Consider the following 24,101-nt stretch of genomic DNA (forward strand, 5'->3'; position numbering starts at 1 on the left):
CCCGCGCCCGGAAGCACCGCCCCCTGTGGATAACCGCTCAATGTGGATAACCCGCTACTCCATCTCACATCCGGGTACGGCTCGGCACCTGCTCGGGCCGGAGAGGGCCGGGGCGTCGCCCGGCTGACGGTCGTTCGACGAGCGTGTGGCCGTCCTGCTGGTGGCCAGGGCAGCCGGCGACGGGAGGGCTGGTACGACCGTCAACCTCGACCGCCAGGTCCACGGCGGCGCCGTCGGCGAGCCGAGTTCGGGTCGACAGCAGTGCCGGCCATCACGGCTGAGAATGGCTGCCGACCCAGGCCGCGGTGCCGGAGGCCGCGCAGGGGCTGGTTACGGCGGCTGATGACGGCCCAGCAGGATCGTGTACAGCGCGGCCGGTGGGGTGTGATCTTGTCGGTCGTAGGGGGCAGGGGAGTGGGCTGCGGAACTAGTGGCGGCCCGTAGTGGTTGTATTCAGCGGGGCCGGGACACCGATCGGATGGACGACAAGCGTGCGGGGGAATCGGGTGACCGGCTTCGGCCTAGGATGTTGTGTCCGCCGGGGGCGCGGGCGAAGCGACGCTGGGAGGCGTGCGTGACGGAGTCGATGCCGGAGTTCGTGGCCGACGCGACCGATTCGGACGAGGCGGCCACCGATCTGGTGGTCGTGACCGGGGTTTCCGGCGGTGGGCGCAGCACAGTCGCCCGCGCGCTCGAGAACGTCGGTTTCTACGTGGTCGACAACCTGCCGCAGGCGCTCATGCTCGACATGGCCCAGCTCGCGTTCCAGGCCGGGGGCGCCGCCCGGCGGACGGCCATGGTCCTCGACGTCCGCAGCCGGGCCTTCTCGACCGACCTGGCCGGGGCCATCCACGCCCTGCGTGAGCGCGGCTTCTCGCCGCGGGTCCTGTTCGTCGACGCCGAGGACGACGTGCTGATCCGGCGCTTCGAGTCGGTGCGTCGTTCGCATCCGCTGCAGGGTGACGGCCGTCTCGCCGACGGCATCGCGGCCGAGCGCAAGTTGCTGGCCGAGGCCCGTGAGCAGTCCGATGTGATCATCGACACCAGCCACCTCAACGTCAACCAGCTCCGGCGCCGGGTCGAGGAGCTGTTCGGCGGCGAGGACGTGCGCCGGCTGCGCATCACCGTGCTCTCGTTCGGCTTCAAGTACGGCCTGCCGCCCGACGCCGACTACGTGATGGACGCCCGGTTCCTGCCCAACCCGTTCTGGGTGCCCGACCTGCGCGACCACACCGGTCTCGAGGAGGCGGTGAGCACCTACGTCCTCGATCAGGAGGGCGCGGGCGACTTCGTGAAGACGTACGCCGGGCTGATCGCGGCCACCGCGTCCGGCTTCGAGCGCGAGGGCAAGCGCTACCTGACCGTCGCCGTCGGCTGCACCGGCGGCAAGCACCGCAGCGTCGCCATCACCGAGGAGCTGACCGCTCAGCTCCGGGACATGCGCCTGTCGGCCCACTCCTCCCACCGTGACCTGGGGCGGGAGTGACCATGCCCCCCGTACGGGTGGTGGCGTTCGGCGGCGGCCACGGGCTGAGCGCCTCGCTGCGGGCCCTGCGCCGCAGCGCCACCCAGCTCGAGCTGGACATCACGGCGGTGGTCACGGTCGGCGACGACGGCGGGTCCAGCGGCCGGCTGCTGGCCGAGCGGGACGCGCTGCTCCCGCCGGGCGACCTGCGCCAGGCCCTGGCCGCGCTGGCCGACGACCAGCCGGCCACCCAGCGCACGGCCCAGCTGCTGCAGTACCGCTTCGCCGAGATCCCGGCCGTCCGCGGCGAGGGTCCCGATCCGCTGGTCGGGCACGCCGTGGGCAATCTGCTGCTGCTCGGCCTGATGGAGATGCTGGGCGATCCGGTGCAGGCCCTCGACCAGGCGGCCGCGATGGTCGGCGCCCGCGGGCGGGTGCTGCCGATGGCCCGGCACGCGATCGGCATCGAGGCCGACGTCCGCGGGGCCGACCCGCAGCGCCCGCACGAGGTCGTCACCGTCCGGGGCCAGCACGCGGTCGCGGTCGCGCACGGTCACGTCGAGGCGGTCCGGATCGACCCGGCCGACCCGCCGGTCTGCGCGCAGGCCATCGCCGCGATCGACGACGCGGACTGGTTGATCTTCGGGCCGGGCAGCTGGTTCACCAGCGTGCTGCCGCACCTGATGGTGCCGGGCCTGGCCGAGGCGATCATGAAGAGCTCGGCCCGGCGGCTGGTGACGCTCAACCTGGCCACCGAGAACGAGACGCTCGGCCTGTCGGCCGCCGACCACCTGGCCGCCCTGCACTGGTACCTGCCCGGTCTCAAGGTCGACGCCGTCCTGGCCGACGCTCGTTGGGTGGGGGAGACCGAACCGGTGCGGCGGGCCGCGGAAGCTCTGGGCGCCCGTCTGGTGTTGGCACCTGTGGCCGTTGCGGACGGCAGCGCCAGGCATGATCCTGAGTCGTTGGGGGTTGCGCTGGTGCCTGTCCTGGGTGCCGATCGTTAAAGCAAGGGCGTAATGCGACTCACTGTTCAAGATCCGGCGCATGAGGTGACGACACGATGGCTATGACGGCAGCAGTCAAGGATGAGCTGAGCCGGGTCGACGTGCCCAAGCCCTGCTGCCGGCGGGCCGAGATGGCGGCCCTCCTGCGGTTCGCGGGCGGCCTGCACATCGTCTCGGGCCGGGTGGTGGTCGAGGCCGAGCTCGACACCGGCGCGGTGGCCCGGCGGCTGCGGCGCGAGATCGCCGACGTCTACGGCTACCCCAGCGAGGTGCACGTGCTGGCCTCGGGCGGGCTGCGCAAGGGCAGCCACTACATCGTGCGCATCGTCAAGGACGGCGAGGCGCTGGCCCGGCAGACCGGCCTGCTCGACGTGCGCGGCCGTCCCGTCCGGGGCCTGCCGCCGCACGTGGTCTCGGCCAACGTTTGCTGCGCGGTGGCCGCGTGGCGGGGCGCGTTCATGGCCCACGGCTCGCTGACCGAGCCCGGCCGCTCGAGCGCGCTCGAGATCACCTGCCCCGGACCGGAGGCGGCGCTGGCGTTGCGCGGCGCGGCCCGGCGCATCGGCATCACGGCCAAGGACCGCGAGGTGCGCGGCGTCGACCGGGTGGTCATCAAGGACGGCGACGCGATCGCCGCCCTGCTCACCCGCATCGGGGCGCACTCCAGCGTGCTGGCCTGGGAGGAGCGCCGGGTCCGCCGTGAGGTCCGCGCCACGGCCAACCGGCTGGCCAACTTCGACGACGCCAACCTGCGCCGCTCGGCGCGCGCGGCGGTGGCCGCGGCGGCCCGCGTCACCCGGGCCCTCGAGATCCTGGCCGACGAGGCCCCCAACCACCTCACGTCGGCCGGGCAGCTGCGGCTGGAGCACCGGCAGGCGTCGCTGGAGGAGCTGGGCGCGCTGGCCGATCCGCCGCTGACGAAGGATGCGATCGCCGGCCGTATAAGGCGTCTGCTCGCCCTCGCCGACAAGCGCGCCCGCGACTTGGGCATTCCCGACACCGAAGCCGCCGTGACGCCGGAGATGATGGCCTGCTGACCCGGGCCGGCGAGAAGGTGTGACGACCAGCACGTGGGACGGTTCCCGTTGCCGTTGGTGATGGTCACGTTGCGTACAGGATGGGGCTTTTCCGGCAGAAGAAGCGCAGGTTAACGCGGGGGCTCGGTAACGCTCAGGTTGCGACCCCGCGCAAAACAAGCCTGGGCGCTCGGATAGGGTCAGGACGACGGCGACGGTGCCGGCAGCTCGGCCGGCCGCGCTGTGTGCCGCCGGTTCGCCGCGGCGCCTCCTCAGTTCAGGCGCGGCGGCCGGACGCCCCTCTGCCGGCCCTGGCTAAAAGGTCGGCAACGCAGACCCTCCGCCGGTCGCATAATCCGGCGGACCGAAACGAGGAGATCCACCTGTGACCATCCGGGTTGGCATCAATGGCTTCGGCCGTATCGGCCGCAACTTCTTCCGGGCGGTTGCCGCCTCTGGTGCGGACATCGAAATTGTCGGCGTGAACGACCTCACCGACAACGCGACTCTCGCTCACCTGCTCAAGTACGACTCGATCCTGGGCCGCCTGCCGCAGGAGGTCAAGGCGACGGCGGACGAGATCACCGTCGGTGGCAAGACCTTCAAGGCGTTCGCCGAGAAGGACCCGAACAACCTGCCCTGGGGCGACCTGGGCGCCGACGTCGTCATCGAGTCGACCGGCTTCTTCACCGACGCCACCAAGGCCAAGGCGCACATCGACAAGGGCGCCAAGAAGGTCATCATCTCGGCCCCGGCCAAGAACGAAGACATCACCATCGTCATGGGTGTCAACGACAACCTGTACGACGGCGCGAAGCACACGATCATCTCGAACGCTTCCTGCACCACCAACTGCCTCGCCCCGATGGCGAAGGTCCTGAACGACACGATCGGCATCGAGCGTGGCCTCATGACCACGATCCACGCCTACACCCAGGACCAGAACCTGCAGGACGGCCCGCACAAGGACCTGCGTCGCGCCCGCGCCGCCGCCCTGAACATCGTGCCGACCTCGACCGGCGCCGCCAAGGCCGTGAGCCTGGTGCTGCCCGAGCTCAAGGGCAAGCTCGACGGCTTCGCGCTGCGGGTGCCGATCCCCACCGGCTCGGCCACCGACCTGACCTTCACCGCCTCCAAGGAGACGTCGGTCGACGAGGTCAACGCCGCGATCAAGGCCGCCGCCGAGGGCCCGCTCAAGGGCATCCTGGTCTACACCGAGGACGAGATCGTCTCCTCGGACATCGTGACCGACCCGGCGTCCTGCATCTTCGACGCCGGCCTGACCAAGGTCATCGGTAACCAGGTCAAGGTCGTCGGCTGGTACGACAACGAGTGGGGCTACTCGAACCGCCTGGTCGACCTGGTCAAGCTCGCCGGGGCCTGATCTTGAAGACTCTCGACGACCTGCTCGGCGAGGGTGTCTCGGGTCGGCGCGTGCTCGTGCGCGCCGACCTGAACGTCCCGTTCGACAAGAGCAACCCGGGCGTCATCAGCGACGACGGCCGCGCCCGCGCGGTGCTGCCGACGCTGATCGCGCTGCGTGACGCGGGCGCCCGCGTCATCGTCATGTCGCACCTGGGCCGCCCCAAGGGCGCGCCCGACCCCAAGTACACGCTGGCCCCCGTGGCCACCCGTCTGGGTGAGCTGCTGGGTTCCGAGGTCGTCTTCGCCGGCGACACGGTCGGCCCCGACGCGCAGGCCAAGGCGGGCGCGCTGACCGACGGCCAGGTGCTGCTGCTCGAGAACCTGCGGTTCAACGAGGGCGAGACCGCCAAGGACGACGCCGTACGGGCGGCGTTCGCGGGCGAGCTGGCCGCGTTCGCCGACTTCTACGTCGACGACGCGTTCGGCGCCGTGCACCGCAAGCACGCTTCGGTGTACGACGTGGCGGCCGTGCTGCCGCACTACGCCGGCGGCCTCGTGATCAAAGAGGTCGACGTCCTCAAGAAGGTCACCGAGAGCCCCGAGCAGCCGTACGTGGTCGTGCTCGGCGGTTCCAAGGTGTCGGACAAGCTCGCCGTGATCAAGGCGCTGCTGCCCAAGGTCGACAAGCTCCTGGTCGGCGGCGGCATGTGCTTCACCTTCCTCAAGGCCCAGGGTCACGAGGTCGGTAAGTCGCTGCTCGAGGACGAGATGGTCGGCACCTGCCGCGACCTGCTGTCCGAGGCGCAGGGCCGGATCGTGCTGCCGGTCGACGTCGTCGCCGCGACCGAATTCTCGGCCGATGCCGACCACGTCACGGTGCCCGCCTCCGAGATCCCGGCCGACCGGCTGGGCCTCGATATCGGTCCCGAGTCGGTCGCGCTGTTCGCCGAGGCCATCGGTGGCGCCAAGACGGTGTTCTGGAACGGCCCGATGGGCGTGTTCGAGCTGGCGCCGTTCGCGGCCGGCACCCGCGGCGTGGCCGAGGCGATCACCAAGATCGACGGCTTCTCCGTGGTCGGCGGGGGCGACTCGGCCGCGGCCGTGCGCACGCTCGGCCTCGACGAGAGCGCCTTCGGGCACATCTCGACCGGTGGCGGCGCGTCCCTGGAATACCTCGAGGGCAAGACCCTCCCCGGCATCGAAGCTCTGGAGAAGTAATGGCGGACGCGCGCCGGCCTCTTATGGCTGGTAACTGGAAGATGAACCTCAACCACTTCGAGGCCAACCTTCTGGTGCAGAAGCTCGCCGCGAGCCTGAGCGAGCAGCAGCTGGCCGACACCGAGGTGGCCGTGCTGCCGCCGTTCACCGACCTGCGCACCGTGCAGACCGCGGTCGACGGCGACAAGCTGAACATCGTCTACGGCGCCCAGGACATCTCGCAGCACAAGTCGGGCGCCTACACCGGTGAGATCGCCGGCTCCATGCTCGAGAAGCTGGGCTGCACGTACGTGCTGGCCGGCCACTCGGAGCGGCGTGAGTACCACAACGAGGACGACGCCACGGTCAACGCGAAGGTGAAGGCGGCCTTCGCGAGCAACCTGACGCCGATCCTGTGCGTGGGCGAGGGTCTGTCCATCCGCGAGGAGAACGGGCATTGCGCGCACTGCACGTCGCAGGTCGAAGCCGGCCTGGCCGGGCTCAAGCCCGAGCAGGTCAAGCAGATCGTCATCGCGTACGAGCCGGTCTGGGCGATCGGCACCGGCAAGACGGCGACGCCCGAGGACGCGCAGGAGGTCTGCGGCGAGATCCGGGCCCTGCTCGTCGAGAAGTACGGCGACGAGGTCGGCAACGCCGTGCGGATCCTCTACGGCGGCTCGGTCAAGGCGGCCAACATCGCCTCGATCATGGCCAAGCCCGATGTGGACGGCGCCCTCATCGGCGGCGCGAGCCTGGACGCCGAGGAGTTCGCCTCGATCGCCCGATTCCGCGAGCACGTGGCGCGCTGAGCGCCTCTGACGATTGACCGTGTGCCCGGGCGGATGGTTCGCCCGGGCACACGCTATTGTTGGACCGCTGCAGTGCCCTTCGAGAGGAATCGTCCGACCATGCCGATGTGGTTCGCGTACACGTTGATCGGGTTGCTGGTGCTCACCAGCGTTCTGCTGACCCTGCTCATCCTGCTGCACCGCGGCAAGGGCGGCGGCATGTCGAGCATGTTCGGTGGCGGCGTCACGTCCAGCCTCGCCGGCTCGTCCGTCGCCGAGAAGAACCTCGACCGCTACACCGTTCTGGTGGGCATCGTCTGGTTCGCCTGCATCGTGGGTCTCGGGCTGTGGCTGCGGCTCGCCGTCCCGGGCAGCTGATTTTCCTCACGCCCCGTGCTTCCTGACGGAGCGTAATAGTCGTAGAATCTGCCGCGCGTCCGGTTCTGCCGGGCGCGCGGCATTTCTTTTACTTTGTTTCGGCCCGATTTCGACCGGCCGACAATCAGCGCCCTCGAGACAGGAGTGACATCCGTGTCCAGTGGCAGTGCGATCCGCGGAAGCCGGGTCGGCTCCTCGCCGGTCCGCCCCGACGAACGCAGCGAGCCCGCCCCGCGGCGTGAGGTGACCTATTTCTGCGCGGCCGGTCACGCCAGCCAGATCTGGTTCTCCGCCGAAGCGCCGACCCCCGACGCGTGGGACTGCCCGCGCTGCGGTCAGCCGGCCGGCCTCGACCGGCAGAAACCGCCGGGTCGGTCACGGGCCGAGCCGTACAAGTCGCATCTGGCGTACGTCAAGGAGCGTCGCACCGACGAGGACGGCGCCAAGATCCTCGAAGAGGCGCTGGCCAAGCTGCGTCAGCGGCGCGGGCGCGGCGACTGAGGCCCGTTTCGTAGTTGGACCGCGCCGCAGCCCGCCCTCATTCGCAAAACGGACTCCGAGGCGCTCAGACGGCTGTGTCGCGGCCCAGGTAGACGACGCCGGGCTCGGACGGCACCGCGATCTGTTCGAAGCCCAGACGGTCGTAGAAGGCGCGCGCGGCGGTGTTCGCCGGGGCCATGCCCAGGTGCACCCGCGGCGCGCCGGCCGCGTGCAACCCGGCCAGGAACGACCACATCAGCCCGCGTCCCAGGCCGCGGCCCTGCCATTCCGGCAGCAGGTCGATGTGCAGGTGGGCCGGGTAGCCGGCCAGTTCGGGCACGAGCATGCGCTCGGGGTCGTGGTGCAGTTCGAGCCAGAACTCGTCGCGCGGGTCATCGCCGTAGCGGCCGGCGGTGGCGGGCAGCCATTCCGTGCGGTAGCGCTTCACGAACTCGGCCGTGTCCGTGGTGCCGACGACGTAGCCGACCGCGTTGCCCGCCCCGTCGTCGAGGATCCGGGCCACGGTGGGTTCGAGAACGACGTACGGGGCCGCGAAGATGTCGCCGACCAGGCGGTCCGAGCTGTTCTGGCCGCGCGCGTCCCCGCCGGAGTCGGCGGTGCGCACGCAGATGTCGTAAACGGCGTCGAGGTCGGTGGGCCGATAGGCGCGGATCTCTGGCTGCACTGATGCATTCTATGATCAGCGCCGAGTGTGGCCGCGATCACCGTCCGATGTCGCCCCGGCGATGGGCGTGGGCCAGGGCCCACGCCGCACCGCCGGACGGACCGCCGGGCTAGCCGACCTTCGCGGCCGCGGCCTTGTCGAGCAGCCAGTACGTCTTCGTCCGGCCGGTCGCGTGGGCGGCCGGCAGCAGCTCGTCGCCGCCCAGGGCCCGGCCGACCGAGTCGGTCTTGTCGGGGCCGGCGGCGATGAGCCACACCTCGTCGGCCGTCTGGATGGCCGGCATGGTGAGGGTGACCCGGTTCGGCGGCGGCTTGGGGCTGTCGCGGACGGCCGCGGTGGTGCCGGTCTCGTTGAGCACCGGGTGCCCGGGGAAGAGTGACGCCACGTGACCGTCCTCGCCCACGCCCAGCATCAGCACGTCGAACGGCGGCAGCTCGGCCCCGCCGAGGCGCAGCTCGCCGGCGTACCGGGTGGCGGCCGCCTCGGGGTCGTCGCCGTCGGGACCGTCCGAGGCGGGCATGGCGTGCACCCGGGCCGGGTCGAGCGGGAGCGCGTCGAGCAGCGCCTCGCGGGCCTGGGTCTCGTTGCGTTCCGGGTCGCCGGCCGGCAGGAAGCGCTCGTCGCCCCACCACAGGTCGAGCTGGGCCCAGTCGATCGCCCTGGCCTCGGGCAGCTCCTCGAGGGCGGCCAGCACCCGCTTGGCGATCCGGCCGCCGGTCAGCACGACACCGGCCGAGCCGCGTTCCGCCTGCGCGTCCACGATCTTGGCGATCAGCCGGGACGCCACGGTCGCGGCCAGGGTGTCGGCGTCCGGAACGACCACCACCAGGGTCTTGCTCACAGTTGCTTCTCCTGTCGGTGTCAAAGGTGTTGAAAGGGGCTGGGGCCGCCCACCAATGGTGGACGGCCCCCGTACGTTTCTGCTTCCTAGGCGGCGGTGCCGCCGGGACCGGCCATCGCGGCCTCGTCGCCGGCCTGCGCGGCCAGCGCCGGGTCTTTCCACACGTGTACGCGCATCGGCGGCTTGTGGTCGAGGCCGGACACACCCGCCATCGCGCCGAGGGCGTCGGCGTAGATCTGGTCGGCGTCCAGCCGGCGCAGCTCCTCGGCCAGCTCGTCGCCGACCGGCCGCTTGGGCAGCGGCATGTAGCGGTCTTCCTGACCGGTGCGGCTGAACAGCGCCGTGTTCTCTTCGCGGGTGACGGTGACCGTGTCGCCGTTCTCGCACTGCAGCATGACCGAGTGCATGCGCGGGGCGCGGTCACTGGCCTGCAGTTCGGGCGTGATGCCGAGGCGGGACTGGAGCCAGCCCTTCATCAGCCAGGCCGTCGGGTCCTTGGGCGGGGCCACGATGGTCGCGCCGGTCACCCGGGCCTCGGTGGTGTCGAACGCGCCGGCCACCAGCGTGCGCCACAGGGTGATCCGGGTCCAGGTGAGGTCGGTGTCGCCGGGCGCGTAGTCCACCGCCCGCTGGCGCAGCGCGGCCACCGGGTCGTGGGCCTGGGCGCAGTCGGTGATGCGCCGGTCGGCCACCACCCCGAGGAAGTCGTTGGCGATCATGTCCGGCGGTTCCTGGTGCCACCACGTGACGACCGGGACGTCCGGCGCCAGCAGCGGCATGACCACCGACTCGGCGTGCAGCGCCAGCCGGCCGTACATGCGCATGACGACCGCCTCGGCCGGACCGAGCCGGCCGCCGACGACGATCTCGGCGTCGAGCCGGCTGCGACCCTCGAGATCGGAGCGGACGACGATGAGCAGCCGGCACGGGTGCGCGGCGGCCGCGATCGTGGCCGCCGCCTCGGCCTCGCGGACCTTCTTCTCCTCCACCACGGCGACCAGGGTCAGGGCGAGGCCGGAGGCCACACCGCCGGCGCTGCGCCGCTCGGCGGCGAGCGCCTTGACCACCTCGTTGCCGGTGGTGTCCCACAAGCCGATCATGCTCGCCTCCAGGCGCGGCCCTCACGGGCCAGCATCTCGTCCGACGCGCGCGGGCCCCACTCGCCGGACCGGTACGGCTCCGGCTTGGTGTTCGCCCAGGCGGCCTCCAGCGGGTCGATGACCTGCCAGCTCTGCTCGATCTCGGCGGCGTCCGGGAACAGGGTCCGGTCGCCGACCAGCACGTCCAGGACCAGACGCTCGTACGCCTCGGGGCTGGACTCGGTGAACGCCTCGCCGTACTGGAAGTCCATCGCGATGTCGCGGACCTCCATCGTGGTGCCCGGCACCTTGGAGCCGTACTTCAGCACCACGCCCTCGTCGGGCTGCACGCGGATGACGAGCTGGTTGTGGCCCAGCATCTCGACGTCGGCCGGGTCGAAGGGCAGGTGCGGCGCCTTCTTGAAGAGGATCGCGATCTCGGTCACGCGGCGCGGCATGCGCTTGCCCACGCGTACATAGAAAGGAACTTCGGCCCAGCGGCGGTTCTGGATGCCCAGGCGGACGGCCGCGTAGGTCTCCGTCGTGGAGTTGGCCGGGATGTTCTTCTCCTCGAGATAGCCGACCGCGCGCTCGCCGGCCACCCAGCCCGGGAGGTACTGACCGCGGACGGAACCCTTCGAGATGTCCTTGGGGATGGCGATCGCCTTGAGGACCTTCAGCTTCTCGGCCCGCACGTCGTCGGGGTCGAAGCTCGTCGGCTCCTCCATGGCGACCAGGGCCAGCAGCTGGAGCAGGTGGTTCTGCAGCACGTCGCGGGCGGCGCCGGACGCGTCGTAGAACGCGGCCCGGGTGCCGATGCCGACGTCCTCGGCCATCGTGATCTGCACCGAGTCGACGTACTTGGAATTCCACACCGGCTCGAACAGGCTGTTGGCGAAGCGCAGGGCCAGGATGTTCTGGACCGTCTCTTTGCCGAGGTAGTGGTCGATGCGGTAGACGTCGCCCGGGGTGAAGACCTCGTCGACCAGCTGATTGAGCGAGATGGCGGTCTGCAGGTCGTTGCCGAACGGCTTCTCGACCACCACGCGGCGCCAGCCACCGGACTTGGCGTTGTCGGCCATGCCGGTGCGGGCCAGCTGGTTGAGCACCAGCGGGAAGGCGGCCGGCGGGATCGAGAAGTAGAAGGCGGCGTTGCCCGGGATGCCGTTGCGTTCGCGCAGGTCGTCGAGGGTCTCGGCCAGATGGTCGAAGGCGGCGTCGTCGTCGAACGAGCCCGGCACGAACTGGAACTGGCTGGCCAGTCGCTGCCAGACGTCCTCACGCCACGGGGTTCGGGCGCCCTTCTTCGCCGCTTCGTACGCCAGCGACTCGAAGTCACCGTCACCCCAGTCGCGGCGGGCGAAGCCCAGAACCACAAAACCGGGCGGCAGGAGACCGCGGTTGGCCAGGTCGTAGACGGCCGGGATGAGCTTCTTTCGGGACAGGTCACCGGTGACTCCGAAGATCACCAGAGCACAAGGCTCGGGGATCCGGGGAAGCCTGCGGTCCTGTGCGCTACGCAGCGGATTGCCCACGTGGTCCATCCTGCCAGTTTTCGGTGTCGTGCAAGTGTCTAAGCAGGGACAGAGGAGGGGACCCGCGTCACGCGAGTCCCCTCATCGCCTGTGTCAGGCCGCGTCGCTCGGGTTGCTCGAGCCCTTGGCCGCTGCCTTGAGCGACTTGTCGACGCCCTCGAGCAGCTCCTTCCAGCTGGCCTCGAACTTGTCGACGCCCTCGTCCTCGAGCACCTTGAAGACGTCCGGCAGGTCGACCCCGACCGTGGCCAGGTCGGCGAAGACCTTGCGGGCGGTGTCGTACGAGCCGGTCACCGCGTCGGCGCGGGTCTCGCCGTGGTCGGCGAACGCGTGGATCACGGCCTCGGGCATGGTGTTGACCGTGCCCGGAGCGACCAGCTCCTCGACGTAGATGGTGTCCTTGTACTCCGGGTTCTTGGTGGAGGTGGACGCCCAGAGGGGCCGCTGCGGCTGCGCGCCGGCCGACTCCAGAGCCTTCCAGCGGTCGGTCCCGAAGACCTCCTGGTACGCCTCGTACGCGAGCTGCGCGTTGGCGATGGCCGCCTTGCCCTTGAGCGCCTTGGCCTCGTCGCTGCCGATCTTGTCGAGGCGCTTGTCGATCTCGCTGTCCACGCGGGAGACGAAGAACGACGCCACCGAACCGATCTTGGACAGGTCGTGGCCGTTGGCCTTGGCCTGCTCGATGCCGTCGAGGAACGCATCCATGACCGCGCGGTAGCGCTCGTTCGAGAAGATCAGGGTCACGTTGACACTGATGCCCGCGGCCAGCACCTGGGTGATGGCCGGCAGGCCGGCGAGGGTGGCCGGGATCTTGATGTAGAGGTTCTCGCGGTCGACGAGCCACCAGAGCGTCTTGGCCTCGGCCACGGTGCTCTCGGTCTCGTGGGCCTTGCGCGGGTCGACCTCGATCGACACGCGGCCGTCGACGCCGTTGGAGGCGTCGTAGGCCGGGCGCTCGACGTCACACGCGTCCCGCACGTCACGGCCGGTCATCAGGCGTACGGCCTCTTCGACCGTGACGCCCTGGGCCGCGAGATCACGCAGCTGCTCGTCGTAGGCGTCGGCGTCGGAGAGCGCCTTCTGGAAGATGCTCGGGTTGGTGGTCACACCGACCACGTGCTGCTCGTCGAGCAGCTTCTTGAGCCCACCCGTGGTCAGGCGGGGGCGGGAGAGGTCGTCGAGCCAGACCGCTACACCAGCGGCCGAGAGCTCAGCAAGCCTGTCGGTCATTACTAACTCCCTCAGTTACCGGTCTTGTGACCGGTGATCTCGCCGACCTTGGCCAGGGCGGCGTTGGCCTTGGCCACCACGTTGTCCGCGGTGAACCCGAACTGCTCGAAGAGGATCTTGGCGGGGGCGCTCGCGCCGTAGTGCTCGATGCTCACGGGCTCGCCCGCCTCACCCAGGATCCGGTCCCAGCTCTGCCGGATGCCGGCTTCCACCGTCACCCGGGCCTTGACGCCGCGGGGCAGAACCTCCTGCTGGTACGCGGTGTCCTGCTCGTAGAACCACTCGAGGCACGGCATCGATACCACGCGGGTCGGAGTGCCTTCGGCCTCGAGGCGCTCCTGCGCGGTGAGGCAGTACTGCACCTCGGAGCCGGTGCCGATGAGGATCACCTTGGGCTCGCCGCCGGACGCCTCGGACAGGATGTAGCCGCCGCGCAGGGTGCCCTCGGCCGACGCGTACTTCGTACGGTCGATGGTCGGGAGGTTCTGGCGGGAGAGGGCCAGGCCGGTCGGGCGGTCGTTGTGCTCGATCGCGCCCCGCCAGGCGTAGGCCGTCTCGTTGGCGTCGGCCGGGCGCACGATGTCGAGGCCGACGATGGCGCGCAGCGCGGACAGGGTCTCGATCGGCTGGTGGGTCGGGCCGTCCTCGCCCAGGCCGATGGAGTCGTGCGTCCACACGTAGATGACCGGCAGCTTCATCAGCGCGGACAGGCGGACGGCGCCGCGCATGTAGTCGCTGAAGACCAGGAACGTGCCGCCGTAGGGGCGGGTGCGGCCGTGGGCGGTGATGCCGTTGAGGACCGAGCCCATGCCGTGCTCACGGATGCCGAAGTGCAGCGTGCGGCCGTACTCGTTGCCGGGGAAGGCCTTGGTCGCGTACTCGGCCGGGATGAAGGACGGCTCGCCCTTCATCGTGGTGTTGTTGCTCTCGGCGAGGTCGGCCGAGCCGCCCCACAGCTCGGGCAGCACCGGGGCGAGGGCGTTCAGGACCTGCTGCGACGCGGCCCGCGAGGCCAGGCCCTTGGGGTCGGCCGGGAACTCGGGGAGCGCCTTCTCCCAGCCGTCGGGCAGGGTGTGCGCCGACAGCCGCTCGAACAGCGCCTTGCGCTCGGGGTTCGACTTGGCCCAGGTCTCGTACTTGGTGTTCCACTCGGCGTGGGCGGCCTGGCCGCGCTCGACCACCGTGCGGGTGTGCGCGAGGACGTCCTCGGCGACGGCGAAGGTCTCGTTCGGGTCGAAGCCCAGGACCTCCTTGGTCGCGGCGACCTCGTCGGCGCCCAGCGCGGAGCCGTGGATCTTGCCGGTGTTCTGCTTGTTCGGGGCGGGCCAGCCGATGATCGTGCGCAGCACGATGAAGGTCGGCTTGTCGGTGACCTTCTTGCCGTCCTCGATGGCCTTGTGGAGGGCCTCGACGTCCTCGTTGTACTCGCTGCCCTTGGACGGGTCGCCCTTACGCCAGTCGACGTGCCGGACGTCCCAGCCGTACGCGGCGTACCGCGCGCCGACGTCCTCGTTCTTGGCGATGCGGGTGTCGTCCTCGATGGAGATCTCGTTGTCGTCGTAGATCACCGTGAGGTTGCCGAGCTTCTGCACGCCGGCGATGGCGCTCGACTCGTGGCTGACGCCCTCTTCGATGTCGCCGTCCGAACACAGCACGTACACGTGGTGGTCGAACAGAGAGTCACCGGTCTTGGGCTCCGGGTCGAACAGGCCGCGCTCACGGCGGGCGGCCATGGCCATGCCCACCGCGTTGCCGATGCCCTGGCCGAGCGGGCCCGTGGTGACCTCGACGCCGGGGGTGTGCCCGTATTCGGGGTGGCCGGGGGTCAGCGAGTCCCACTGCCGCAGCGAGGCCAGGTCGTCCAGGGCCAGGCCGAAGCCGTTGAGGTAGAGCTGAATGTAGAGGGTGAGGCTGGAGTGGCCACAGGAGAGCACGAAGCGGTCCCGCCCGGCCCAGTGCGGGTCGGTCGGGTCGTGCCGCATGACCCGGTTGAACAGCAGGTAGGCGGCGGGCGCGAGGCTCATCGCGGTGCCGGGATGGCCGTTGCCGGATTTCTCGACGGCATCCATGGCCAGGACCCGGACAGTGTCCACCGCTTTGCGGTCTAGGTCGGACCAGTTGAGAGCAGGATCTGTGGCAGCCACGTCGGTTGTGCTCCTCGGGGCATGGTTTCGGTAAACCTCTTTTGAGGTTGACCCTATCCACTTCGGTTAAACCCTCGCCCGGGGAACGCCCGAGGCCCATACGCTGAGAGCGGACACGCGACGTGTGACGCCGTGCACCCGATGTGGGTCGCCGGAGCAGCGCAGATGGCTGAGCGTAGGCTGTCCGGGCGTGCCGCCGGCCGGGCCGGCAGGGGCCGTGAGTTGGCTGGTGCCGAAGCCGGAAGGTGGCTGTCCGTGAGCATGATCACCGAGCGTCCCGTCCCTGGACGGGCGGTCGGCGTTACGGAGCGCACCGCGGACGCGGTTCGCCCCGAAGCGCGTCTCGATCTCGTAGGCCTGCTGCGCGCCTACCTGGCGCTGTGCAAGCCGCAGATCGTCGAACTGCTCCTGGTGACCACCGTCCCGACCATGATGGTCGCGGCCGGCGGGTGGCCTGACCTGCGCACACTCGCCGTGGTGCTGATCGGCGGGGCGATGGCGGGCGGGGCCGCGAGCGCGCTCAACTGCTACATCGACCGCGACATCGACCAGGTCATGCGGCGGACCAAGCGGCGGCCGCTGCCGGCCAACGCCGTCACTCCGCGTTCGGTGCTGATCTTCGGTCTGACCATGGCCGTGATTTCCGTCGCGCTGATGGCCGTCTTCACCAACTGGCTGGCCACGGCCCTCACCGCTGCCGCGATCTTCTACTACGACGTGGTCTACACGCTGTGGCTGAAGCGGCGCACCCCGGCCAACACGTTCTGGGGCGGCATCTGCGGCTCGGCCCCCGTGATCATCGGCTGGGCCGCCGTCACGGGCACGGTGTCGCCGCTGGCCTGGGCGCTTTTTGCGGTTGTCTTCTTTTGGCAGATGCCGCACTTCTATGCGCTCGCCATCAAGTACAAGGACGACTACGCCCGCGCCGGCATCCCGATGCTGCCGGTCGTGCGCTCGGCCGGCCGGGTCAACTTCGAGATCATCTTCTTCACGGTGCTCACGCTGGCCTCCTCGTTCGCGGTCTGGCCGCTCGGGGCGTCGATGGGCATGGGCCTGATCTACGGCATCACGGCGGCCGTGGTCGGGCTGGCCTTCCTGGTCGAGGCGGCGCTGCTGGTCAAGCGGTCCCGGGCCGGCGAGCCGACCAAGCCGATGCGGCTGTTCCACTGGTCCATCACCTACCTGACGATCCTGTTCATCGCCGTGGCGGTGGACGCGCTCGTCTGAGCCGCCCGCTGCCTCGCCGCGCGCCCGCCCGCCTCTCGCGGGACGGGCGCGCCTCATTGTTGCGTCACGGGGCGTGCCACTTTTCCGGGCGGGGCGCAAGGCCGCAGGTGCGTCGTAGCGGGGTTCGGGTGCTCCGGGGCCGTCGCGAATCTTCGGCCCAGGGTCACCGGCGTCGCACAACGCGACCGAATTCGCCCCATTCTCGGTTACGCAAGGTCACTCAATAGATGGAAACCTGTGGATGCGGGCAATTCGGGCAATTTAGTTCTATTGCTACGGGTCCAAGGGTTAAACCCGCAGGTAATTCCCCTCACAAAAGGCAGGCGAGGGTACTTGCCCCGGCCCACGAGGTGCTTACTCTTCCCTTCATGGCTCAAGGTTCCGATACGACACTGACCGCGGGGATCAAGTCCTTCGCCGCCGGCCACGGTGGTGCCAAGGCGGTCATCGAGTACGTCGGCAAGCGTGGTGCCCGCATCGTTCTCGTCGGTGAGGACGGCGAGTGGTCCGACCAGTTCGCCGACGACACCAACCAGGCCCGCAAGGCGTGTGAGAACGCCGGCGTGGAGGTGGAGAACGAGTGGGAGCGCGAGCTCATGGAGCAGATGCGCCCCAGCAACGACCTGTGGCGCTCGATGTCGCGCCGGAGCATGGCCCGCTGAGTTGACTTCGACCACCGACCCTGCGACCCGGGAGCGATCCCGGGTCGCTCTCGTTACGTGCGACCTCTTCCCGGACCTGTGGGAGGACGACCACCCGCTGCGCGACACCCTGCGGGCCCGTGGCGCGGAGGTGGACGTCGTCCCGTGGGACGCGGCCGGGGTCGACTGGGCGGCGTACGACGTGGCGGTGATCCGGTCGCCGTGGGACTACGTCGCCCGCCGCGACAGCTTCGTGGCCTGGGCGCACAGCGTTCCCAAGCTGCTCAACCCGGCCGACGTGCTCGAGTGGAACACCGATAAGCGCTACCTGACCGAGCTGGCCGGGGCCGGGCTGCCGGTCACCCCGACCGACTTCGTGGCGCCGGGCGAGACGTGGACGCCGCCCGCGGCCGGTGAATGGGTCGTGAAGCCCACGGTCAGCGCGGGCAGCCAGGACACCGGTCGTTACCACCTGCCGGCCCGGTCGGCTCAGGCCGAGGCGCACGTGGCCCGGTTGAATGCCGCCGGGCGTACGGCGATGATCCAGCCTTATCTGGCCGCGGTCGACGAGGTGGGGGAGACCGCGCTGATCTTCCTGCCGGATGCGCGCGGTGACCTGTCCTACAGTCACGCTATCCGCAAGGGCGCGATGCTGACCGGGCCCGACGAGGGTGCGATCAAGCCGGGCAGCGAGCGGATCGACCCGCGCACTCCGTCCGAGGCCGAGCACAAGACCGCCGAGCGGGTGCTCGAGGCTGTGCGCGGCGGCACTCGGCGGCTGCTCTACGCCCGCGTGGATCTGATTCCGGGGCCGGACGGTGCTCCGTTGCTGGTCGAGCTCGAGCTGACCGAGCCCTCCCTCTTCCTGAAAGAGGGCGGGGACGCGGCTACCCGCCGCCTGGCCGAAGCCATCCTGGCCCGCGTCTGACCGGCGGGCGACGGGTGGTGGCCGGAGAGAGAAGACCACCACCCGCGCGCAGGTGGGTCTGGTGCGGCGGCCGAGCAGAGACACCGGGAAGGGCCGCCGGCACCGATGGGGTGCTGCGTCTAGGACCACCTCCTTTCTCGTGACGGGTGCGGCCGGACGCCGGCGCTGCGCGGGCGGAGAAGCGCGCGGCTCAGCGTCACGGCGGTGCGGTGGATTGGTCGGGTGGCGTCCGGAGAGCCGTTCTCGGTGGGGATTCCGGGCCGGCGGCTCGCGGCGGACGCCACCCCTTCGGCAGGGCTTCGCGGAAGCCGCTCCGCCTGACGGGTAACGGAGAGGCAACCCTGCCGGGTCCAAGAGGCCGGCGTGGGATCAGACCGGCCGGGGGGCTTCGGGAGTGGGGCTCGTGTGCGGCATGGGGAAAGCGTGCCGAAGGCGGCCGATCAAAGTCGGGCCGATGTTCTTTCTGTGGATGACACGCGGGTTATCCACAGGGCTCGATCGCCGAGGCGCAGGTCAGCGAGTTTGGTAGCCGACGCGCATTACCGCGGACGAGCGCCCGCCAAGATCAGCGAGATGCTGTCGATCAGGGGGCCTGGATGGTCGCGCGGCTTGGTGTCGTACGGGGAAAAGCTCAGTGTGAAGTGGGGACCGGCTCTTCGGTCTTGGTGACCGGGGTGGGCTCGGTCGGGGCGGCCGGGACGTCGGGGCGGGCGCGCAGGGACCAGACGACGGCCAGGGTGGACGTCCAGACCAGGGCGGCGCCGAGCATGTGGGCGCCGACGAGCAGGACCGGCAGGTGGGTGAAGTACTGGACGAAGCCGATCAGGCCCTGGGCCAGCTCGACCACCAGCAGCACCACCGCGGCGCGGACCGTGGCCGACGGGGCCTGCACCGCGCGCAACGCGAAGATCAGGGCAACGGTCAGGCCGATCAGCAGGAAGACCACGTCGGCGTGGGCCTGGGAGACCGTGGCCGGGTCGAGGCCGTTGCGCTTCGCGTCCTCGTCGCCGGCGTGGGGGCCGCTGCCGGTCACGACCACGCCCAAGGCGATCACCGCGGCGCTCACCACGGACAGGATCCACACCAGGTGGTTGATCGGGCGCGGGACGAGCGGCACCGCGGGTCCGTCGCCCTCGTCGGCGCGCCTCCACAACGCGTACGCGAAAGCGATGATCACGATCGAGATGAGGAAGTGGATGCCGACGACCCACGGGTTGAGGTCGGTCAGCACCGTGATGCCGCCGACCACCGCCTGCAGCGGGATGTAGAACAGCACCGCGATCGACAGGATCACGCGGGCGCGGCGGCGGGGCTTCTCGAGCAGCGCGGCGATCACGCAGGCGACCGCGATGATGCCGAGGGCGAACGTGAGCATCCGGTTGCCGAACTCGATCACGCCGTGCACGCCCATCTCGGCGGTCGTCGTGTACGAACTGTCGGTGCAGCGGGGCCAGGTGGGGCAGCCGAGACCGGATCCGGTGAGACGAACCGCAGCACCGGTGACGACCAGCGCAACGTTGGCGACCAGGGACGCCAAAGCCAGAGGGCGCAGCGGTAGGAATCTCACCCCTGGCATCGTACGCAGGCAATTGAGCGCGATTTGAAGGGCCGGTGACACCCGGTGGCATGGATCACCGGGGGGTCGGTTTGCAGGGCTACGCTGAAATACGTAACGTTGGCGTAGTGAAAAACGAGGTGCAGATCCGGAGCGGTGCGGTGGCGGCAGCCAGCGCGTCGGACGGTCGCACCCGTGACCGGGTCGCTCAGCTGCTGCTCGAGCGTGGTTCGGCCACCGCGGCCGAGCTCGGCGCCGAGCTGAGCCTGAGCCCGGCGGCGATCCGCAAGCACCTCGACGCGATGCTGGCCGACCAGCTGGTCGAGACCCGCGAGGTCCGCAACACCGGTCCGCGGGGCCGGGGCCGACCGGCCAAGGCCTTCGCGCTCACGGCGGCGGCCCGGGAAGATCTGAACCCGCACTTCTACGACGGTATCGCGACGGCCGCGCTGCGCTGGATCCAGCAGCACCACGGGGCCGAGGCGGTCACCGCTTTCGCGTCGGCCCAGGTCGTCGCGTTGGAGGAGCGCTGCCGGGCCGCCCTGCGCGAGGCCGGCGACGACCCGATCGCGCGCGCCGAGGCACTCGCCGAGGCGCTCACCGCCGAGGGCTACGCTGCCAACGCGACCGTGATCGCGTCCGGCGGCCAGTTGTGCCAGCATTCCTGCCCGGTGGCGCACGTGGCCGCCGAGTTCCCTCAGCTGTGCGACGCCGAGACCGAGGTTATTTCGCGGCTCATCGGCACCCACGTGCAGCGTCTCGCCACCATCGCGCACGGAGACAGGGTGTGCACTACGCATATTCCTGCCCCCACACGTCCATCCGACCACCCCGCCCGCCGCCCGTGACCGGACTGAAGACCGCACCAAAGGCAACCACGGTTAGGACAGATACATGACCGACCAAATCGTCAGCCAGGAAGAGCACCTCGCCGCCCTGGGCAAGTACGAGTACGGCTGGGCCGACGCCGACGTCGCGGGGGCCGCGGCGCAGCGTGGCCTGTCCGAGGCCGTGGTGCGCAATATCTCCGCGTTGAAGAGCGAGCCCGAGTGGATGCTCAACCTGCGGCTCAAGGGCCTGCGTCTGTTCGACCGCAAGCCCATGCCGAACTGGGGCGCCGACCTCACCGGCATCGACTTCCAGAACATCAAGTACTTCGTGCGCTCGACCGAGAAGCAGGCCGCGAGCTGGGAAGACCTGCCCGAGGACATCAAGGCCACGTACGACAAGCTGGGCATCCCCGAGGCCGAGAAGCAGCGCCTCGTGGCCGGCGTCGCCGCGCAGTACGAGTCCGAGGTCGTCTACCACGCGATCCGTGAGGACCTCGAGGAGCAGGGCGTCCTGTTCCTCGACACCGACACGGCGCTCAAGGAGCACCCGGAGATCTTCCAGGAGTACTTCGGCACCGTGATCCCGGTCGGCGACAACAAGTTCGCCGCGCTCAACACCTCGGTGTGGTCGGGCGGCTCGTTCATCTACGTGCCCAAGAACGTCAAGGTCGACATCCCGCTGCAGGCCTACTTCCGGATCAACACCGAGAACATGGGCCAGTTCGAGCGGACGCTGATCATCGCCGACGAGGGCTCGTACGTGCACTACGTCGAGGGCTGTACGGCGCCGATCTACTCGTCCGACTCGCTGCACTCCGCGGTCGTCGAGATCGTCGTCAAGAAGAACGCCCGGGTGCGGTACACGACCATCCAGAACTGGTCGAACAACGTCTACAACCTGGTCACCAAGCGCGCCACCTGTGAAGAGGGCGCGACCATGGAGTGGATCGACGGCAACATCGGTTCCAAGGTGACCATGAAGTACCCCGCCGTCTACATGACCGGCCCGCACGCCAAGGGCGAGGTCCTCTCGATCGCCATGGCCGGCGAGGGTCAGCACCAGGACTCGGGGGCCAAGATGGTGCACGCCGCGCCGCACACCTCCTCGACCATCGTGTCGAAGTCGATCGCCCGGGGCGGCGGCCGCACGTCGTACCGCGGTCTCGTGCAGGTGCTCGAGGGCTCGTCGTCCTCGAAGAGCACGGTCAAGTGCGACGCACTCCTGGTCGACACCATCAGCCGCTCCGACACCTACCCTTACGTCGACATCCGCGAGGACGACGTGGCGATGGGGCACGAGGCGACCGTCTCCAAGGTTTCCGAGGACCAGCTCTTCTACCTGATGAGCCGCGGTCTCACCGAGGACGAGGCGATGGCGATGATCGTGCGCGGCTTCATCGAGCCGATCGCCAAGGAACTCCCCATGGAGTACGCCCTCGAACTGAACCGTCTCATTGAGCTCCAGATGGAAGGCGCGGTCGGCTAAAACCATGACCACGGAAACAACGATTGCTCCGGCCAGCACCAAGACCCAGGTGCTGCGGTCGTTCGACGTCACCGAGTTCCCGGCCCTCAACGGGCTGGAGGAGGACTGGCGTTTCACCCCGCTCAAGCGGCTGCGCGAGCTGGTCACGGCGACGTCGCTGACCGGCACCGCGCCGCAGCTCGAGCCCGGTGACCTGCCCGCCGGCGTCAGCGTGCGGAGCGTCGACGGGGTCGAGCCGGTGCTCACGCCGTTCGACCGGATCAGCGCGCTGGCCTTCGGCGCGGCCGCGGGCGTGAACCTCATCGAGGTCGCGCCCGAGATCGAGCCCGAGCAGGCCGTGGTGATCCGCGTCGTCGGCAAGGGCGGCGAGGCCGCGGCCGGGCGCACCTTCATCAAGGTCGGCTCGTTCGCCAAGGTCACGCTGGTGCTGGAGCAGACCGGCACGACCACCCTGGCCGACAACATCGAGGTGCTGGTGGGCGACAGCGCCCAGCTCACCCTGGTCACGGTGGCCGACTGGGACGCCGACGCGGTGCAGGCCCAGCACGTCAAGCTCAAGGTCGGCAAGGACGCCCGGGCCGTCCACGTGCAGGTCGCGCTGGGCGGTGACCTGGTCCGCCAGTTCACCAGCGTGGAATACACGGGCCGCGGCGGCGACGCCGAGCTCTGGGGCCTCTACTTCGCCGACGCCGGCCAGCACTTCGAGCACCGCCAGCTGGTCGACCACTCGGTGCCGGACTGCCGCAGCTACGTCGGCTACCGGGGCGCCCTGCAGGGCAAGTCGGCGCAGACCGTCTGGGTCGGCGACGTGCTGATCCGGGCGACGGCTACCGGCACCGACACGTACGAGATCAACCGGAACCTGATCCTGACCGACGGCGCCGTGGCCCACTCGGTGCCCAACCTCGAGATCGAGACCGGCGAGATCGTCGGCGCCGGGCACGCCAGCGCGACCGGCCGCTTCGACGAGGAGCAGCTGTTCTACCTGATGGCCCGGGGCATCCCCGACGGCGAGGCGCGCAAGCTCGTGGTCCGCGGGTTCTTCGCCGAGCTGCTCAACAAGATCCCGGTCGAGGAGCTGCGCGAGCGCCTCGGCAGCGCGATCGAGGCCCGGCTGGCGGAGACGGGCGCGTGAGTTTCGAGCTTGTCGGCCCGGCCACCGACGTCGCGAAGGGCGCCGCGATCTCCGTGGAGCTCGACGGCGTCGACATCGCGGTCGTGCACGCCGATGACGACAACTTCTATGCCGTACGCGATGAATGCACCCACGCCGCGGTCCCCCTCTCGGAGGGTGAGGTCGAGGGCTGCACGCTCGAGTGCTGGCTGCACGGCTCCCGGTTCGACCTGCGCACCGGCGAGCCGAGCGGTCCGCCCGCGTTCAGCCCGGTGGCGACCTTCCCCGTCGAGATCCGCGACGGCGACATCTATGTATCGACGACCCCGAGTAATGGAGTAAACCCGTGAGCACCCTGGAGATCCGCGACCTGCAGGTGTCGGTCAAGTTGCCCGAGGGCGACCTGAAGCCGATCCTGGCCGGGGTCGACCTCACCGTGAAGTCGGGCGAGACCCACGCCATCATGGGTCCGAACGGCTCGGGCAAGTCGACGCTGGCGTACTCCATCGCGGGCCACCCCAAGTACGAGATCACCGGCGGCACCGTCACGCTGGACGGCGACAACGTCCTCGACATGACCGTCGACGAGCGGGCGCGGGCCGGGCTCTTCCTGGCCATGCAGTATCCGGTCGAGGTGCCCGGCGTGTCCGTGGCCAACTTCCTGCGTACGGCCAAGACCGCGGTCGACGGCGAGGCGCCGAAGCTGCGGACGTGGGCCGGCGAGCTGCGCAAGGCCATGGAGCAGCTGCAGATGGACCCGGCGTTCGCCCAGCGCAACGTCAACGAGGGCTTCAGCGGCGGCGAGAAGAAGCGCCACGAGATCATGCAGCTCGAGCTGCTCAAGCCGAAGATGGCGATCCTCGACGAGACCGACTCGGGCCTCGACATCGACGCGCTGCGTGTGGTCAGCGAGGGCGTCAACCGCGTCCGCGAGACCGGCGACACCGGCCTGCTGCTGATCACGCACTACACGCGGATCCTGCGCTACATCAAGCCGGACTTCGTGCACGTGTTCGTCGCCGGCAAGATCGTGCAGGAGGGCGGCCCGGAGCTCGCCGAGCAGCTCGAGGCCGAGGGTTACGAGCGTTACGTGGGCGCTCGGGTCTGACG

23 protein-coding genes are annotated in these 24,101 nt (G+C 69.8%); 16 read left to right on the forward strand and 7 right to left on the reverse strand.

What is annotated here, in order from left to right; genetic code table 11:
• Positions 1-586 precede the first annotated feature (586 nt).
• From rapZ to M1L60_RS37645, 8 genes are all read left to right on the forward strand, one after another.
• Positions 587-1,486 carry an RNase adapter RapZ gene (gene rapZ, locus M1L60_RS37610; protein ID WP_253242382.1) on the forward strand — a complete coding sequence of 300 codons (900 nt, stop codon included), beginning with the start codon at positions 587-589 and terminating at the stop codon, positions 1,484-1,486.
• A gap of 2 nt (positions 1,487-1,488) precedes the next feature.
• Positions 1,489-2,472, forward strand: a complete 984-nt coding sequence (locus tag M1L60_RS37615; RefSeq protein ID WP_253242348.1) for a gluconeogenesis factor YvcK family protein — start codon at positions 1,489-1,491, stop codon at positions 2,470-2,472.
• Between the two features lie 56 nt (positions 2,473-2,528).
• Entirely contained in the window at positions 2,529-3,509 is a 981-nt protein-coding gene (gene whiA, locus M1L60_RS37620) for a DNA-binding protein WhiA (protein ID WP_221381814.1), read from the forward strand.
• Between the two features lie 364 nt (positions 3,510-3,873).
• On the forward strand, positions 3,874-4,872 hold the full coding sequence (gap, locus tag M1L60_RS37625; protein WP_253242349.1) for a type I glyceraldehyde-3-phosphate dehydrogenase: 999 nt from the start codon (positions 3,874-3,876) through the stop codon (positions 4,870-4,872).
• The gene (locus tag M1L60_RS37630; RefSeq protein ID WP_253242383.1) at positions 4,869-6,071 is read left to right on the forward strand and encodes a phosphoglycerate kinase; all 1,203 of its coding nucleotides are present in this window, start codon (positions 4,869-4,871) and stop codon (positions 6,069-6,071) included. The genes gap and M1L60_RS37630 overlap by 4 nt, the downstream gene beginning before the upstream one ends.
• Positions 6,071-6,859, forward strand: coding sequence for a triose-phosphate isomerase (tpiA, locus tag M1L60_RS37635; RefSeq protein WP_253242350.1), 789 nt, complete (start codon positions 6,071-6,073; stop codon positions 6,857-6,859). The genes M1L60_RS37630 and tpiA overlap by 1 nt, the downstream gene beginning before the upstream one ends.
• 99 nt (positions 6,860-6,958) lie before the next feature.
• Positions 6,959-7,216 carry a preprotein translocase subunit SecG gene (gene secG / locus M1L60_RS37640; protein ID WP_253242351.1) on the forward strand — a complete coding sequence of 86 codons (258 nt, stop codon included), beginning with the start codon at positions 6,959-6,961 and terminating at the stop codon, positions 7,214-7,216.
• 153 nt (positions 7,217-7,369) lie between these two features.
• Positions 7,370-7,717: an RNA polymerase-binding protein RbpA gene (locus M1L60_RS37645; protein WP_253242352.1), complete on the forward strand. Its 348-nt coding sequence runs from the start codon at positions 7,370-7,372 to the stop codon at positions 7,715-7,717.
• Between the two features lie 64 nt (positions 7,718-7,781).
• Here M1L60_RS37645 and M1L60_RS37650 read toward each other — a convergent pair whose 3' ends face one another.
• From M1L60_RS37650 to tkt, 6 genes are all read right to left on the reverse strand, one after another.
• Entirely contained in the window at positions 7,782-8,381 is a 600-nt protein-coding gene (locus M1L60_RS37650) for a GNAT family N-acetyltransferase (protein ID WP_253242353.1), read from the reverse strand.
• A 109-nt stretch (positions 8,382-8,490) separates the two neighbouring features.
• Positions 8,491-9,222 (reverse strand): 6-phosphogluconolactonase, encoded by a 732-nt coding sequence (gene pgl, locus M1L60_RS37655; protein WP_253242354.1) that lies wholly within the window; start codon positions 9,220-9,222, stop codon positions 8,491-8,493.
• 86 nt (positions 9,223-9,308) lie between these two features.
• Positions 9,309-10,322: a glucose-6-phosphate dehydrogenase assembly protein OpcA gene (locus M1L60_RS37660; protein WP_253242355.1), complete on the reverse strand. Its 1,014-nt coding sequence runs from the start codon at positions 10,320-10,322 to the stop codon at positions 9,309-9,311.
• A complete protein-coding gene (zwf, locus tag M1L60_RS37665; protein WP_308208598.1) occupies positions 10,319-11,836 on the reverse strand; it encodes a glucose-6-phosphate dehydrogenase in 1,518 nt (505 codons plus the stop codon). The genes M1L60_RS37660 and zwf overlap by 4 nt, the downstream gene beginning before the upstream one ends.
• 93 nt (positions 11,837-11,929) lie before the next feature.
• A complete protein-coding gene (gene tal / locus M1L60_RS37670) occupies positions 11,930-13,066 on the reverse strand; it encodes a transaldolase (RefSeq protein ID WP_253242357.1) in 1,137 nt (378 codons plus the stop codon).
• An 11-nt stretch (positions 13,067-13,077) separates the two neighbouring features.
• Complete coding sequence (gene tkt / locus M1L60_RS37675) at positions 13,078-15,210, reverse strand: transketolase (RefSeq protein WP_308208599.1); 2,133 nt, start codon at positions 15,208-15,210, stop codon at positions 13,078-13,080.
• 261 nt (positions 15,211-15,471) lie between these two features.
• Between tkt and M1L60_RS37680 the strand changes: the two genes are divergently transcribed.
• From M1L60_RS37680 to M1L60_RS37690, 3 genes are all read left to right on the forward strand, one after another.
• Entirely contained in the window at positions 15,472-16,437 is a 966-nt protein-coding gene (locus tag M1L60_RS37680) for a heme o synthase (RefSeq protein WP_253242385.1), read from the forward strand.
• A 368-nt stretch (positions 16,438-16,805) separates the two neighbouring features.
• The gene (locus tag M1L60_RS37685) at positions 16,806-17,099 is read left to right on the forward strand and encodes a hypothetical protein (RefSeq protein WP_221381802.1); all 294 of its coding nucleotides are present in this window, start codon (positions 16,806-16,808) and stop codon (positions 17,097-17,099) included.
• A 1-nt stretch (position 17,100) separates the two neighbouring features.
• On the forward strand, positions 17,101-18,006 hold the full coding sequence (locus M1L60_RS37690) for an ATP-grasp domain-containing protein (protein WP_253242358.1): 906 nt from the start codon (positions 17,101-17,103) through the stop codon (positions 18,004-18,006).
• Positions 18,007-18,637: 631 nt separating this feature from the next.
• Here M1L60_RS37690 and M1L60_RS37695 read toward each other — a convergent pair.
• Complete coding sequence (locus tag M1L60_RS37695; protein ID WP_438862200.1) at positions 18,638-19,582, reverse strand: COX15/CtaA family protein; 945 nt, start codon at positions 19,580-19,582, stop codon at positions 18,638-18,640.
• 107 nt (positions 19,583-19,689) lie between these two features.
• On the opposite strand from M1L60_RS37695, the gene M1L60_RS37700 reads away from it, so the two are divergent.
• From M1L60_RS37700 to sufC, 5 genes are read left to right on the forward strand one after another with little or no spacing between them, the layout of a single operon-like run.
• Positions 19,690-20,409, forward strand: a complete 720-nt coding sequence (locus tag M1L60_RS37700; protein WP_253242360.1) for a helix-turn-helix transcriptional regulator — start codon at positions 19,690-19,692, stop codon at positions 20,407-20,409.
• 46 nt (positions 20,410-20,455) lie between these two features.
• A complete protein-coding gene (gene sufB, locus M1L60_RS37705; protein ID WP_253242361.1) occupies positions 20,456-21,877 on the forward strand; it encodes a Fe-S cluster assembly protein SufB in 1,422 nt (473 codons plus the stop codon).
• A 4-nt stretch (positions 21,878-21,881) separates the two neighbouring features.
• Positions 21,882-23,012 carry a Fe-S cluster assembly protein SufD gene (gene sufD / locus M1L60_RS37710; RefSeq protein WP_253242362.1) on the forward strand — a complete coding sequence of 377 codons (1,131 nt, stop codon included), beginning with the start codon at positions 21,882-21,884 and terminating at the stop codon, positions 23,010-23,012.
• Entirely contained in the window at positions 23,009-23,341 is a 333-nt protein-coding gene (locus tag M1L60_RS37715) for a non-heme iron oxygenase ferredoxin subunit (RefSeq protein WP_253242363.1), read from the forward strand. The genes sufD and M1L60_RS37715 overlap by 4 nt, the downstream gene beginning before the upstream one ends.
• Complete coding sequence (gene sufC, locus M1L60_RS37720) at positions 23,338-24,099, forward strand: Fe-S cluster assembly ATPase SufC (RefSeq protein ID WP_253242364.1); 762 nt, start codon at positions 23,338-23,340, stop codon at positions 24,097-24,099. The genes M1L60_RS37715 and sufC overlap by 4 nt, the downstream gene beginning before the upstream one ends.
• Positions 24,100-24,101: the final 2 nt, after the last annotated feature.

The organism is Paractinoplanes aksuensis, assembly GCF_024137025.1.
In the GTDB taxonomy this organism is placed as follows: Bacteria; Actinomycetota; Actinomycetes; order Mycobacteriales; family Micromonosporaceae; genus Actinoplanes; species Actinoplanes aksuensis.